This window comes from Mesorhizobium sp. P2_C7 (assembly GCF_056404515.1).
In genome coordinates this window covers 1-13,295 of the sequence record NZ_JBFUDW010000020.1, presented here as the reverse complement: position 1 = coordinate 13,295, position 13,295 = coordinate 1, and the positions used below count along the sequence as shown (strand labels likewise).

Annotated in this window: 9 protein-coding genes and 1 pseudogene; 6 read left to right on the top strand and 4 right to left on the bottom strand. The window is 59.6% G+C overall.

Annotated features, from left to right (window positions below):
- From AC1D2G_RS30810 to AC1D2G_RS30800, 3 genes are all read left to right on the top strand, one after another.
- Window positions 1-303 carry an accessory factor UbiK family protein gene (locus tag AC1D2G_RS30810; protein ID WP_184874869.1) on the top strand — a complete coding sequence of 101 codons (303 nt, stop codon included), beginning with the start codon at window positions 1-3 and terminating at the stop codon, window positions 301-303.
- Window positions 304-627: 324 nt separating this feature from the next.
- Window positions 628-1,128: a type III secretion system chaperone family protein gene (locus AC1D2G_RS30805; protein WP_006202532.1), complete on the top strand. Its 501-nt coding sequence runs from the start codon at window positions 628-630 to the stop codon at window positions 1,126-1,128.
- Window positions 1,129-1,278: 150 nt separating this feature from the next.
- A complete protein-coding gene (locus tag AC1D2G_RS30800; protein WP_457151538.1) occupies window positions 1,279-1,638 on the top strand; it encodes a tRNA-binding protein in 360 nt (119 codons plus the stop codon).
- 90 nt (window positions 1,639-1,728) lie between these two features.
- Here the strand turns inward: AC1D2G_RS30800 and AC1D2G_RS30795 are convergent, their stop codons facing one another.
- The 3 genes from AC1D2G_RS30795 to AC1D2G_RS30785 form a co-directional block, all read right to left on the bottom strand.
- Window positions 1,729-2,751, bottom strand: a complete 1,023-nt coding sequence (locus AC1D2G_RS30795) for a glycosyltransferase family 4 protein (RefSeq protein ID WP_477418802.1) — start codon at window positions 2,749-2,751, stop codon at window positions 1,729-1,731.
- Window positions 2,752-3,029: 278 nt separating this feature from the next.
- Window positions 3,030-4,445 (bottom strand): ATP-binding protein, encoded by a 1,416-nt coding sequence (locus tag AC1D2G_RS30790; RefSeq protein ID WP_095090872.1) that lies wholly within the window; start codon window positions 4,443-4,445, stop codon window positions 3,030-3,032.
- Window positions 4,446-5,059: 614 nt separating this feature from the next.
- On the bottom strand, window positions 5,060-6,229 hold the full coding sequence (locus AC1D2G_RS30785) for a hypothetical protein (protein ID WP_477418800.1): 1,170 nt from the start codon (window positions 6,227-6,229) through the stop codon (window positions 5,060-5,062).
- 432 nt (window positions 6,230-6,661) lie between these two features.
- Here AC1D2G_RS30785 and AC1D2G_RS30780 point away from each other — a divergent pair, with 432 nt between their 5' ends.
- On the top strand, window positions 6,662-7,093 hold the full coding sequence (locus AC1D2G_RS30780) for an XRE family transcriptional regulator (protein ID WP_477418798.1): 432 nt from the start codon (window positions 6,662-6,664) through the stop codon (window positions 7,091-7,093).
- Between the two features lie 379 nt (window positions 7,094-7,472).
- Window positions 7,473-10,802, top strand: a complete 3,330-nt coding sequence (locus tag AC1D2G_RS30775) for an AAA family ATPase (protein ID WP_477418796.1) — start codon at window positions 7,473-7,475, stop codon at window positions 10,800-10,802.
- An 812-nt stretch (window positions 10,803-11,614) separates the two neighbouring features.
- Here AC1D2G_RS30775 and AC1D2G_RS30770 read toward each other — a convergent pair.
- Window positions 11,615-12,229: a gamma-glutamylcyclotransferase gene (locus tag AC1D2G_RS30770; RefSeq protein WP_477418794.1), complete on the bottom strand. Its 615-nt coding sequence runs from the start codon at window positions 12,227-12,229 to the stop codon at window positions 11,615-11,617.
- A gap of 872 nt (window positions 12,230-13,101) precedes the next feature.
- Here AC1D2G_RS30770 and AC1D2G_RS30765 point away from each other — a divergent pair.
- Window positions 13,102-13,295, top strand: a pseudogene (locus tag AC1D2G_RS30765) (polysaccharide biosynthesis protein); the annotation flags it as partial.

Below are 13,295 nucleotides of genomic sequence, written 5' to 3'. Positions count from 1 at the left end.
ATGTCGACCGGACCGAACCGCATTCTCGATGAATTCGCCAAGCTGATGACCGATGCCGCAGGGGCCGCCCAAGGCGTGCGCCGCGAGGTCGAGACCGCCTTCAAGGGCCAGGCCGAACGCATCCTCAACACCATGGATGTGGTGCAGCGCGAAGAGTTCGAGGCGGCGCGCGAGATGGCCGCCAAGGCCCGGGAAGAAAACACCCGCCTTGCAGAGCGTATCGAGGCGCTCGAGGCCAAGCTTGCCGAATTGAGCGGACAGGCCGCACCGGCGGCGGCGGCAAAGCCCCGCGCAAAAAAATAATCATTAAACTTTTCCACATAGCCCGATCCTGAAAAGCGCTTTGCCGTGAATCGCTTAACGGCGTTGCATGAATCTTTGTGACAGCGGCTTTCCACATGCGAATGACGCAGTGCGAAAAATTGGGCTGTTCACGCGACTCCCGATCAATAGACTGAATTTGTTGCATGATTCGGAGCAGGGTCATGTGGCCGGGCGGTGGGGTCCGGTCTGGGGGTCTTTGCGTCGAGAAGTCCTGGCCGTCCGAGTTCTAGACAAGATTGTTCGTTGTGTGTGCCCTCCCGCGGAGCGTGTGGCGGCGCTCCTCAGAACGACAGGAAGCATTCCATGGAACTTCTCGAACTCGAATTCTCCCGCGAAATCCATCCGGTGGATGTTATCGAGCAGGTGGCCCACAACAACGACTGGTCCTTTGAGCGGGCCGGTGATGACGAGATTTCGATCTCGGTTGCCGGCAGCTGGACCGACTATCACGTCTCCTTCTCGTGGATGGAGGATTTCGAGGCGCTGCACCTGGCCTGCGCCTTCGACATCAAGGTGCCGGAGGCCCGCGCACTGGAAGTGATGCGGCTGCTGTCGCTCATCAACGAACAGATGCTGTTCGGCCATTTCGACCTCTGGGAGCAGGAAGGCGCGATCATGTTCCGCCAGTCGCTGCTCCTGGCCGGCGGTGTCGAGCCGTCGAGCCAGCAGGTCGAAGTGCTGCTGTCGTCGGCGCTGGAAGCCTGCGAATGCTATTTCCAGGCCTTCCAGTTCGTCGTCTGGTCGGGAACCTCGGCCAAGGACGCGCTGGCCGGAGTGCTGTTCGAGACGTACGGCAACGCCTAGAGCCCGTTCCATCCCGATGGAATCGGGATGGGGCTCTATCTCATTGTTTGAGCATGATCTCTGGACAATCGGTTTCCGTTTGTCCGAGAAAACTGGGGTCCACTTTTCGGGATCATGCTCTAGAGCGACCGCAAGGCAGACAAGACAGAGATGAGTTCGAGCAGCGAGCGCAAGCCCGACATCAGTTTTGCCGACTTCGATCGTGTCGACATCCGCGCTGGCACGATCGTCGAGGCCGAGCCGTTTCCCGAAGCGCGCAAGCCGGCATTCAAGCTTAAGATCGATTTCGGCGCCGACATCGGCATCAAGAAATCCTCGGCCCAGATCACCAAATACTATACGCCCGAGACGCTGATCGGCCGGCAGGTGTTCGCGGTGGTCAATTTCCCGCCGCGCCAGATAGGTCCGTTCATGTCGGAAGTGCTGACGCTCGGCTTTCCCGACGAGGAGGGTGCCGTGGTGCTCGGCGCCATCGAGCGTAGGGTGCCGGATGGCGGGCGGCTTTTTTAGGTAGGGTCGTCGACTGACCACGGCTTGTTCATCCCCGGGTCTGCGCGTCGGCTTTGCCACCGCTTCAACCGTGGATGACGAAGGCAAATGTCAGGCAGCCAGTTTCCGCGGCATGCCCAGCGCTTCCTCGACCGTGTCGAGAAACAGTTCGGCGCAGGCTTTCCAGCTGTAGCGCATGGCGCGTTCGCGCGCCTCGGCGCGGTCGACGTTGAGGGCGGCGAGCGCCGCCTCGCGCAGATCGGTCGATACCGCGCCGCCAAAACCGTCGCCGACGATGTCGATCGGACCGGTCACCGGATAGGCGGCGACCGGCGTGCCGCTGGCCAGCGCCTCGATGATGACATTGCCGAACGTGTCGGTGCGGCTGGGAAAGACGAAGACGTCGGCCGAGGCGTAGATCTCGGCCAGTTCGTCATTGGGGCGATGGCCGAGGAAATGCGCCTGCGGGTATTTCGCCTTCAGCTTGGCCAGTTCCGGACCCTCGCCGACGATCACCTTGCTGCCGGGCAGATCGAGGTCGAGAAAGGCCGAGAGGTTCTTTTCGATGGCGACGCGGCCGACGCAAAGGAAGATCGGGCTGGGAAAGCCGAGATCCTTCTTCTTGTCCGGCCGGAAATGGTCGGTGTCGACGCCACGCGTCCAGGGGCGCAGCTTGTTGAAGCCACGCGAGGCAAGATCGTCGGCGAGCGACTGCGTGGCGACCAGCGTGCCCTGGCCGGAATTGTGGAAATCGCGCAGCCAGCGATAGGCCCAGCTTTCCGGCACCGGCAGGCGGGCGCTCAGATATTCGGGAAAGCGGGTGTGATAGCTGGTGGTGAACGGCCGGCCGGCATTGCGGCAATAGCGTCGCGCCATGATGCCCAGTGGTCCCTCGGTGACGAGGTGGATGTGGTCCGCCTTGCCGGCTTCGATCAGGCGCGCGACATGGCCGGGCGTGGTCAGCGCCAGCCGGATGTCGGGGTAGGTCGGCAAGGGCAGCGTGCGAAAGATGTTGGGTGTCAGGAAATCCACCGCGACATCGAAGGATTTCAGCGTCTCGGTCAGCCGTTCCAACGTGTGGACGACGCCATTGACCTGTGGGCGCCAGGCGTCGGTGACCATCAATATGCGCATGGCGGCCCTTTGCTCGAAAGGTCGACGGTTGCCTTGAGACGATGCCGGAACGGCGACCAGCCTGCGGCTCTCGCTTCGCTCCTGCGCACCCGGGCGGGCACGGGATCGAAGTGAGGCGGCAAGGCCGAATCAAGTGAGGTCGCGCGCTTCATGCGCGCTCTTCACCATGGTTTCATGACGGGCGGATGAAGCAGTCGTCTAGCTAAGCATGATATCTCGATAAACAGTTTCCGTTTGTCCGAGAAAGCCGGTTTCCATTTTTCGAGATCATGCCCCGATCAGGCCGGAACCTTGATGACGGCGCGCAGGCCGCCGAGCGGGCTGTCGTCGAGGGTGATGTCGCCGCCATGGCTGCGGGCGATATCGCGGGCAATCGACAGGCCGAGCCCCGTGCCGCTGGCATCGAGGTTGCGAGCTTCGTCGAGCCGCACGAAGGGCTTGAAGACGTCTTCGCGCCTGTCGAGCGGGATACCAGGGCCATCGTCGTCGATGGTGACCAGCAGCGAGCCGCGGCCATGGTTGGCGTTGACCTCCACCGTCCTGGCATAGCGGAAGGCGTTGCCGATGACGTTGGACAGCAGCCGGGCAAAGGCGTTCGGCCGCACATGCACATCACGGTCGCCAACTAGCGTCGTCGACAGCTTGCGCTTGCGCAATCCGGCTTCCTCGTCGAGCTTCTGGAAATAGGCCTCGAGATCGAACCGCCCGGCATCCTCGGAAGCTTCGCCACGGGCAAAGGCGAGGTAGCCTTCGAGCATCGACTGCATATCGTCGATGTCCTGGTCGAGCGCCGCCTTGGTCTCGGCCTTGCCGCCGGCCAACGCCAGTTGCAGCTTGAAGCGGGTGAGAATGGTTCGCAGGTCATGGCTGACGCCGGTCAGCATGGCGGTGCGTTGCTCGATCTGGCGTTCGATGCGCTCGCGCATCTGAATGAAGGCAAAGCCGGCGCGGCGAACCTCCTCGGCGCCGCGCGGCCGGAAATCGCGCGGCATCGGCCGGCCCTTGCCGAAGCTTTCGGCCGCCTCGGCGAGCGTCAGGATGGGCCGGATCTGGTTGCGCAGGAAGGGGATGGCGATCATCAACAGCACCAGCGAGGTGCCGACCATCCAGATCAGGAAGATGTGAGTGTTCGAGGCATAGGCCTGACTGCGGCGCACGAAGACGCGCAGCACCTTGCCCTCAAGCTGGACGCGCACCTCGACGATGTTGGAATTGCCGACCGTGTCGATCCAGAACGGGCGGTTGATCTGGCGGGTGATTTCGGCCGAGAGAACATCGTCGAGGATCGAGAAGAAGGGTTTGGGCCCGGGCGCGGGCAGCGGGTCGGGCGGCAAGAGGTCGACCTTCAACTGCATGCGGTCCTGGGCGATCCGGATGATGTTGGCGTAGTCGGCGTCGTGCGGATAGGTTTCGATCATGTCGATGATGGCGGCGATGTCGCGTACGGTGGCCTGCGATAGACGCTGCGTCACGGTTGCCCAATGGCGTTCCATGAAGACGAAGGCGACCACCGATTGCAGCAGGATCATCGGCGCGATGACGATGATCAGCGAGCGGGCATAGAGCCGCTTCGGCATATACAGCGAAACGAGGCGCCAGAACCGGTTCCAGGCACGCGGCACCGCCTTGAGCGTGCGCGCGGCGCGTGCGCTCAAGCCGTTATTGCCCGGCTGTTGCAGTTCCGTGGTTGCCATTCGCTCTTTTCGCTTGCCCGCAACCGTTCGACCGGCCGCAGGCGGCATTCTATTCCACGCTGAGCCGTTCTGGAACAGCCGTGGCAGTTCAAGTGGTTAGGCTGTCAAACGCTCGATTGCCGGTCATTGATAACAAAGGCTTTATTCCCAAATTGTCAAACCAGCTTTCGGTCTGCCGCCGTTTCGCTTGAGAGGTATGAATATCGCATATAAGTCTTTTTCTCGACATCAACAGGGCGGGGCGCTCTTCCGAACGGTGCGTTGTCGGGCGCTAGACTGGAGAGGAAGATCGAACCGTGTCCGGTCTCTGCGAGACCGAGGATCGAGGCCATTGCCCCTCTCAGGTATCGACGGATACTGGCTCGAAGCCTTGGGCTACGCGATCGCGAAAGCGCGGTTACCGAGAGCGCAGCGTTAGGTGACCTGATGGCGAAGCACAGGGTGGTCTAAATCAGCGCCTGGGTATGTATTCGTCGATCCCAATTTGGCAGGTTTTTCCCACCAGAAACTCTGGCTATTAGCGTGTTCGGATGTAAACAGCTGCTTTCGGAGCAAGGGTTCGACGCAATCAGCGGTTCCGGCGACCTAATAACTTGCTCTGTGTAGAGCCTGCCTCATCTACCTCCCCCACCCTCCCTATGCCCCAGCTTCTCCAGTGCCATCGCCGCCCGCCCATTGAGATCCTCATAGGCGAGGAAGCTACCTGAAGAGCCGGCGCCGACCCTGGTCGTGGGCCGGACCTTGAGCCTCTTAGCTCGCACCTGCTTCTTGAGCTCCGGCCTGGCTTTGTGTCGGAACGACTGCCGCGCCCCTTCCATGGCGACTAGCCCGACAACACCGGCGTTGACGAACCTTTTCCAGCGGTCGACCTCGATCGCCCTGCGGGCAGGGTGCTTCCTGGCGAAGTCGTTCTCGAACGTTGGAACCATGAACTGGAAGTAGCTGCCTTGAAGCTTGCCGAAGTTGAAGCGCCGCAGATCATCCAGAGAGCTGACGCCGAGGTCGATCAGCTCCTGCCGATCCAGAGTCACTTCGATCCTAGCTCGGTGTTCGCTGACTGGTAGCTCATCCCAAGTTCCGGCTGCGATGTTTTGGTTGTCGATTGTCTTTTCCATCACTCGCCAACGCACTGGCCCATCCTGTTTGCCAACATAGAACGTTGCATCGATGGGAGCAGGCTGGTCAGCATCTGAGGACATCAGGCTTCCCGCCGCCATCAGAAAAGTTGGCTCTTCTCGACTCCATAGGAAACGTGGTCTGTCGAGGCCGACCGTCATGAAATCCCGGTCCGGAAACAGATGTCGGGCTAAGACGCCGGCCATCCTCCCGATCTTGTCGGACGATGGCGTCTTCGGCTTAAAATCTACGCTGATCTCAATTGAGTGAATTATCGCCTGCAGTTCCGGGCCGAATTTCTTGTTCAGCTCATCTTCGCACGTGGTCAGAAGGTCCAGCTCAGGTTCCTGGAATTTGACTCGAAACTTAGTGCTTTCCCTTCCGAGGCCTGGTTCGATTGGATCCATGTGTGGTTGTCGACCGATGATCGGGCGCAGGATGTCCTGGACGAATCGAAACTGGGTCGTGCGCTGGAACCAGAAGTCGATCTCGACCCAGTCAATTACGGCTCGGCACGTGTAGTCGCCGAGATCGATCACCGGGTGAACAACTGTCCTTCCCGCCAACCGCCGCTGGGTCGCTGTCGACAGTGTCGCCAAGTATTCCAGCACAACCTGTCGCGTCGGGTCCTTGAAGCCTTGGAGGACGACTGTGGTCGAGTAGTTCATCCGTGGTGGTCATCCCATCGAGCAGCCGGTTGACCACACCGGACAGCCCTTATCCGAGTCGCATCAACCGTGCGACACCGCTTCTGCACTCGATGCCATTTCCGCCTCGCCATCTTTGGCCGCCGCGGATCCACGACCATCCGCCGTCACATTTCAGGCAGATCGAAGTCACTCGATTATGATTGGGGACTTCCAAGAGGGCTACATGGTGACGCCGGCAAGCGACACGATCCGCGCCCGACTTGGGAATGCCGCGCGTCTGTGAGGCGTTCCAATTGATGGCCAGTTGTAGATATGGAGCAGGCAATAGAGGATCGATTTTATACTTAATAAATTTTTGCGCGCATAGGCTGAGTTATATATAATATCCCATTACATTCTCGCTATATAAAAGACTTAGATGTTTTTATTTAGAAAAAGCGAGAAGTAAAAATGAATACACCTTCAGGTCGCCCAAACGCGAACTCAGAAATCGCGAAGTTTATAGATGGCCGCATCGATCGGCTAAAGGGTCGTAAAAGCCAGAAAGACATCGCCGTCGAAGCCGGGTTCACCAACGTCAACTTTATTTCGATGATAAAATCGGGTGTAGCAAAAGTTCCATTTGATCGGGTCCCCGGTCTCGCGAAGGCGCTGGAGTGCGACCCTGCGAGACTTTTCCTCCTGGCGCTCGAGCAATACTTTGAGAGCAGCGCGTTGATGGCGATCAAGCAGATCTTCGGAACTGTCGTGAGCGAGAACGAGGTTTCATGGATCGAGGCGCTTCGCAAAGCCTCCGACAACACCGATCCACCCGTAACTGCCAAGCGCGCAAGGATCTTGCGCGCGATTTTTGGGAAGATCGGACCATACCCGGGTCAATGAGAGCTGCTGTGTGAGTAATCCAATGGTCGCAACGGTCGAACCTCGCCCACTGGCGGTCGCTCCAATACGGTTGGTAGGGGGCGATATGTGTCCGTGGCTATCGCATGCGAACAATGCGAACCGTGGTTGCCAATGATCACAGGTGCCACGGGTCGAAACCCTGTGATCGGCCGAGTTCGACCCTCTGTGGATCGATCAGTCGCGGTCGTCGGACGACGCGACTGACCCGTTGCGGACGCTTGATCACTAGGAGCGTATCGTCCGCTTTGCTGCCAGAAGCTGTCACCGCCGCGGAAACCCGCGTCGGACTACAGCATTTCCCTGGCATCTGAGTTAATATTGCGGCTGAAGGACCCGAATTCAGCCTTGGGAGAGCTGTGTGGACGTCGCCGCTTGGTTGCGAGGCCTCGGCCTCCAGCAATACGAGCAGGCATTTCGCGACAACGCGATCGACGCGGAAGTCCTGCCGGAACTGACCGACGCCGACCTCGAGAAGCTCGGTATGCTCCTCGGTCATCGCAAGCGATTCCGCAAGGCGGTAGTGGGGCTGGGGCCGTCATCAAGCCATCCCGACGCGAGCACCGATGACATCGCGATTCAGAGCCGCACCCGGGAGCTAAGCGCGGAGCGTCGACAACTGACCGTCATGTTCGTGGATCTCGTCGGCTCGACGGCGCTGTCGACGCGTCTGGATCCCGAGGACCTACGTGAGACCATCGGAGCGTATCACCGCTGTGTCGCCGATACGGTCGCCCACTTCAGCGGCTTTGTCGCCAAGTATATGGGCGACGGAGTTTTGGTGTATTTCGGCTATCCGCAGGCGCACGAGAACGCAGCCGAGCAGGCGGTGCGCGCTGGCCTTGCTCTCGTCAATGCCGTTAGGCGACTTCCGGAGCCCGAGCCATTGCGGGTTCGTATCGGCATCGGCACCGGACAGGTCGTCGTTGGCGATCTGATCACCGCCGGCGAAGGGCAAGAGCGCGGCGTCGTGGGTGAAACGCCGAACCTCGCCGCCCGCCTGCAAGCTCTTGCCGAACCCGACGCGGTCGTGATCGGGCCGCAAACGCGGCAGCTGGTCGGCGATCTTTTCGAATATCGCGATCTTGGCGCCGTCGAGGTGAAAGGCTTTCCGGAGCCGATCCATCCCTATCAAGTGTTTCGTGAGAGCGCTGTCGAAAGCCGGTTCGAGGCGCTGCATGGGACGACGCCCACGCCGCTGGTCGGGCGTGAGGAGGAGGTCGACCTGCTGCAGCGCCACTGGCATCGCGCGAAAAGTGGTGAAGGTCGTGTGGTGCTGCTCTCAGGTGAGCCCGGCATCGGAAAGTCGCGCCTCACCGTCACCTTGCAGGAGCGGATCCAGAATGAGCCACACACCCGCTTGCGCTATTTCTGTTCGCCGCACCATCAAGACAGCGCGCTCCACCCGACCATTGCGCAGCTAGAACGTGCCGCCGGGTTGGAGCGCGACGACCCACCTGAGAGGAAGCTGGATAAGCTTACGGCCCTGCTTGCCCCGGCCTCGCCGGAGGACGTAGCGCTGCTGGCCGAGCTGCTGTCGTTGCCGACCGAAGGCCGTTTCCCGCCTCTCCAACTGACGCCCCAGCGTAAGAAAGAGAAAACCTTCGATGCGCTGCTCCGGCAGCTTGAAGACCTGGCGCGACAAGGTCCGGTGCTGATGCTCTTCGAGGATGTGCACTGGATCGACCCCAGCTCGCGCGAGCTGCTCGACCTTGTAGTCGAGCGGGTGCAGCGCCTGCCAGTGCTGCTTCTCCTGACGTTCCGCCCCGAGTTTCAACCGCCGTGGACTGGGCAGGCGCACGTCACGGTTCTTGTCCTCAACCGGCTCGACCGTCGTGAAGGCGCCGCGCTGGTCCAGCGGGTCGTCGGCACCGGGGAGCTGCCGAGCGACGTTGTCGCGGAGATCATCGAGCGCACGGATGGGGTGCCACTGTTCGTCGAGGAGCTGACCAAGGCGGTGTTGGAGGGCGGCAACGCCAGGACAGTGCTCTCAAGAGCTGCTGCAACGGCGTTGAACGTCCCCGCGACGCTGCATGCCTCGTTAATGGCGCGGCTCGATCGCCTCGGCTCAACCGTTAAGGAGGTCGCACAGGTCGGCGCGGTTCTCGGTCGGGAGTTCTCCTACGAATTGCTGGCAGCGGTCGCACAGCGAAATGCCGCTGATCTAAATGGAGCACTGGATCAACTCGTCGGCGCCGGTCTGGTGTTCTGCCGCGGGACGCGGCCACTGGCCACTTACCTCTTCAAGCATGCGCTCGTTCAGGACGCAGCGTATGGCACGCTGCTGCGCGCCAAGCGCCAGGCGCTACATAAGCGTGTCGCAGATGTGTTGGAGGAAAAGTGGACCGAAATCACTGAAGCGCAACCCGAGCTCCTCGCGCACCACCTTCAGGAAGCTGGGGATTGGGCGGGCGCGCTCGATCACTGGCAAAAGGCTGGAAGGACCGCCGTGGCCAGAGCTGCCACTCGGGAAGCCGTGTCGCACTTTGCCAGTGCCATTGACTGCAGCAGGAGACTTGGCGATGTGTCCGGCGGCGCCGAACGGATGACACGCCTCCACCTTGCGATGGCCAATGCCTTGATGCAGGCTGAAGGATATCGTTCTGAGCGCCTTGGGAAGACGCTTGAAGATGCACGTCTTGCTGCCGCGAACACCGCATCGGTCGAATTGCAATGTGACGTTGCGCTTTCATCCGCTCCATTTTTTTTAGCCACTGGGCGCAATCACGATTACCTGACCCTAGCCGAAAAGCAGCTCGCAGATTGTGCCGATCTCCTTCCACCGGCCTATCTAAGCGGTCTTTGGGCAACCAAGGGGATGGCTCATTATAGCCGGGGAGAACAACCACAGGCAGCTGAAGCTTTGCGGAATGGCTTAGATTTGATCGATCATGTTGACCCAAATCCGGGTATCTTGTTCGATCAACTCCGTGTCGCTGCCGAGGAATATTTTAGTGAAACGCTGATAATATTGGGTTTCTTTGATGATGCCGTCGAAGAGAAAGAGCGCCTAATTCGAAATTTTGACCAGGTCGATAAGCCCTTCGAATTCGCGTGGCGTCTTCTCGGGCATTGCGAATTGTGCGCGCTACTCGGTCAATACGAGGAACTCCTTGAGAACGCTACGAAGATCGTCGAGATTTGCGATCGGCATGGCTACACGGCGCGTCGAAGCAGCGGCATTAGGTGGCGTGGCCATGCCCGCTCGCATTTAGGTGAACTGGATGCCGGCATCGATGACGTCCGGGAGAGTATGGTTCTTTGGCGTGGGCAGGGCGTCGTATTTCATACCCCTGAGAAGGCATGCGAACTTTGTGATCTTCTCCTGCGGGCCGGTCGCCTCGACGAGGCATCGCAAATGCTTGATGATATCGATACCCTCGTTTTCGATACGGACGAAGCGAGCTACCTAGCAGAATGCATTCGCCTTCGTGGCCAAATCGCCGCGGGCAGAGGTGACCTGACGGGCGCCGCGCACCTATTCGAAACTGCGATTGCCACTGCCCGTCGTCAGCAAGCGAGACTCTTCGAGCTTCGCGCCACAACCCAACTAGCACCAGTTCTGGCACGTCAAGGTCGTGTCCATGAGGCCGCGACGCGTCTACGATCCGTGATCGACACGTTTGAAACCAGATATCCGGTGGTCGACCTCATCGCGGCACAACGGGCGCTGGACGCGCTGAGCCGCTGAGGTCGCACCATCTGCGTCGGTTCCGACAACGCAGTTTGCGTCGATCTGATGCAAGCTTGGCTCATTGCGCACCCGAGACGCGCGTTGTCCGTTTGGACTGGAATGTAACGGAATGGTTGAGATGAGACGTTCACGCTTGTCCCCGCGTAGGTGCGAAATGGCGCAACGTGGTGGTTCTGGCAGATGATCGAACGATAACTCCAATCCATCTATGCCATTGGTGCCAGCCAGCCGATTTTACTTACTACTGCCCTCAGCTCCGCGAGACCGCGAGCATGGAGCGCATGTTCGGTCAGTCCCGCTAATCCGGCGGGGGAGGACTCGGCGAAGCAGGTGCGCGTCAGCGAGTGCACCACTAGGGGAATCGGGTGCCGGTTCTGGATGCCATGAGAGGAAGCTGAGGACGATCGTCCGGGTTCCTCCCGATCGACTTCGTTTCTGGGTCTGGATGAAGTCTTAGATAAGCCATGGCGAGCGCATGGGGATGCCTTTTGTTGCCGGAGAAAAAATACCATTGATACTCCGCTCCCTGTGGGGTGACCGGAGGCGGCTCAATGCAACGCCCGTTTTGCGCCGGCTAATCCAGCACAGAGAGCTTGCCTTCGCTGCTCACATACCGGACCGAGGGGTAGTGTCTCAGTTTGAATTTTTGCTTACGACCCTGGTGGCTCGGCAAAGATGGCAATTGCGCCGCCTTTCAGCGCTCAACCCCGGCGGGGTGTAGGCCCGCCTGAGGCCCTGTCACGGATGCAATGAAACAAGCTTGTCTGCCACAAGCGACTGCAAATGCCACAAGTTGCGATCCCGAATGCCTAAAGCAATTGCGAGATTGTGTTGTAAAGATATTCGGCGCACGAGCCTCCATGGCCACATGCGTTGGCCAAAATACCCGCCGTCTCATCCGGCGTAAGGCCTCCCACATAGTTGACCCCCCTTCGATTGACGACGAAGGCAAGCGCTTGAAAGTGCCCTTGGGCTGTATGAACCTGCACCCATCGCGGGGTGTGGGTGAAAGGCTTGCTGGAGGGCCTCACGGGCATCTCGCGCCGGACAAGTTTTCCGAGCTGGGCCTCAACGTTATCCTCGGCCAGCCGCAAAACCATCCCCTTGCACTGCCCACCCCTGTCGAGCCCCATCATGAGGCCCGGCTGGTCGACGGTTCCGCGCCAATCTTTCATGCCAATGCAGAACGAACGGTGCCATCCCCGCACGACGCTCGAACGCTGCTCCACATGCTCCACAGCCGGCTTCCAGAGAAGTGAGCCATAGGCGAAGATCCACACATCCTGTCCCCCAGGACGCGACGCAAGCATTTCCCGAACGGTGGCGTTCCACTCCGTTTCGGTATTACGAACCATATCCGGGGCTGGGCCGGTGTTCTCAATCGCCCGATAGGCGCGCGCGACCAAATCTGCGGTCAGCGCCATTCGGCCTCGCGCTTTGGGCATACGATACCTCTCGAAACCCATGGGTGTGCTTGCAGACCCACACTACAACAATACTGTCGCGCCCAACGTCTGAAAACCACTCGTAGCCGAAATTCAAACTGAGACACTACCCGACCGAGGATCTAGGTTGACAGTGTCAACTTGGCCTCTGCGGGAGAGGCGATCCGTGGGCATTTCTGTCAACCAGAAAACGTGCGTTCTCTTAAGCCGTAAGAGCGCGCTTTACCCTAAGTTTACATCAAGTTGACAAACCAGAGCCCAAAACCACTATTTGAGTCTCTGTCAACTTCGGCTGGAATCCAGGAGCTGCGCCATGCTGAGGAGGCTGCCGCCATGGAGGCTGACGGCTGGAGCATCGAGCGCTACAAGCCCCGATACCCCAAGGAACCTATTTTATGTCCCGCCCAATCCGAAGCCATCCGGCCCGCGTAAGACTCTGAGAGAGCACACCTAAATAGGTCAAGTTCCTCGAGGAAGCCTTCGGCGCCCTGCCAGACAGTGTGGCCTCCGACGTCGACAGGATCCATCGCAACCCGCTTCGACCATCGCCTTGAACCTGGCGGCCTCCATCGGGGAAGTTGATAATCGCCGCGTGAAAGATTCACATTTTCAGAAGTTGGTGGCACATGTCAGCGCCAGAGCCCTATACTGCGACTCCGAGCGACCGAGCCTTGGTTGTTTGGAAATTAGACATCGGCGGATGATCGCCACCTTTATTAAGGTCTAAACTAGTGTTTCCAGCAGAACGCAAACGGCGAGAGCGTGTTTATACTGTAGACAATACGACTTGGCCATGGAGGGTTTCTCGGCTGATAGTATTGCGGGGCTTGGCTCTGGTTCACGACGGCATAATGGGTGCTGCCGCGATGTTGCTTTCGCTCGTGTTGAGGCTTGATTTCGATATTGTCGTTCAGAACCTGACGTATTTCCTTGGTGCAGCGGCTCTATTCGGGGTCATTGTTAGCGGCGTCGGTTTCTTGTTTGGGCTGAACCGTGGTATTTGGCGCTATGCGTCGCTGACGGATCTCCTGGCAATCACCTATGC